Genomic DNA, 1,294 nt, shown 5'->3' with positions numbered 1-1,294 from the left:
CAGATCTGCACCGACGGTATCTGTGGGGGTCTACACGTGACCGCCCAGCTCAGCTCCGCACGGGTTTGTGCACGTGCCCACCAGGCTCAGCCCGCGCGGGGTTAGGGACACATGCCCACAACCTCACCCCGCGCGGGTTTCCCACCCGATCACCAACCCCAGCCCCGCGCCCCGCACCCGATCGCCAACCTCACCCCGCGCGCCGCGCCTGACCAACAACCCCAGCCCCGCGCCCCGCACCCGACCACCAACCCCAACCCCGCGCAGTGCCGCTCTCACCCCTTCCCCCGCTCGGGTGACCCCTCCCGCCCGATCTCGATTGCTTGGGGGAGGCTCCCTTCCCGGCCCACTGCGACGCTTCCAGCACATCGGAACGGACCCGAGGGGGAGCCCATGAGGAAGACCACGCTCGCTGCGACCGCGCTGGCCGCCGGAGCCCTGACCCTGGCCAGCGGCTCGGCGGCGCTCGCCGCCCCGCAGCATGCCACTCCGAAGGAGGGGCACGTCACCGGCGACGCCTGGGTCCGCTACAGCGTAGACCCGCAGAATCCGCTGCGCCGTTTCGTGTTCGACGCCCATGGCAACCCGTTCAAGGTCAGCGACGGAAAGATCGTCTTCGGGGCGGCGCGCGGCACCGTCCGCTTCGACCACCCCGGGCCCGGTGGCGAGCACAACTGGGGGACCGTCAACGTCGACTACGTCATGACGGGAGGACCCGTCGCGATCGTGTCGGGTACCAGCGCGGGGGGCCTGTGGCCCAAGGGCGCGCGGATGACGTTCACCGTCTACGACGACCCGCGCGGCGACCGGTACGACCGGGTCGGCTTCTCCTGGGGCGTGGTCGACCCGCGCTGCGCGCAGATGGACGGCGGTCCGGCCCCGTTCACGACCTACGTCTCGGGCAGGGGTTACCGGGTCCGGCATGCCGACCTTCCGGTCGTCCCGGACGGGACTCAGGGACCTGACAAGGCGCCCACCTGCGTCAACACCGATCTGCTCGGCTAGGACGCGTCACGGACGCCGACCTTTGGAAGACCACGTACTGGGTTGGGTTGTTGGTCGAGTGGGAAAACCCGCGCGGGATGAGGTTGCTGGACACCTGTAGCAACCCCGCGCAGGGTGAGGTTGTGGGGACGTGTCCCTAACCCCGCGCGGGCTGAGCTCGTTGGGCATGTGCACAAACCCGTGCGGGGCCGGGGTCGCTGGTCAGGCGAGGGGCGCGGGCTGAGGTGGATAGTCGGCTGTAGACCCCCACTGACTGAGTCGGTGCAGCGACCTCGGGGAAAGCGTCGTG

1 protein-coding gene is annotated in these 1,294 nt (G+C 70.2%); it reads left to right on the top strand.

Going from position 1 to position 1,294, the window contains the following annotated elements; all coding sequences use genetic code 11:
* The first annotated feature begins 393 nt into the window (after positions 1-393).
* Positions 394-1,005: a hypothetical protein gene (locus AH6_RS41890; protein ID WP_067492044.1), complete on the top strand. Its 612-nt coding sequence runs from the start codon at positions 394-396 to the stop codon at positions 1,003-1,005.
* Positions 1,006-1,294: the final 289 nt, after the last annotated feature.

Origin of the sequence: Actinomadura hibisca NBRC 15177 (assembly GCF_001552635.1) — a bacterium.
Lineage (GTDB): Bacteria > Actinomycetota > Actinomycetes > Streptosporangiales > Streptosporangiaceae > Spirillospora > Spirillospora hibisca.
The sequence above is the reverse complement of the archived record's forward strand: the minus strand, read 5'-3'. Positions and strand labels throughout refer to the sequence as shown.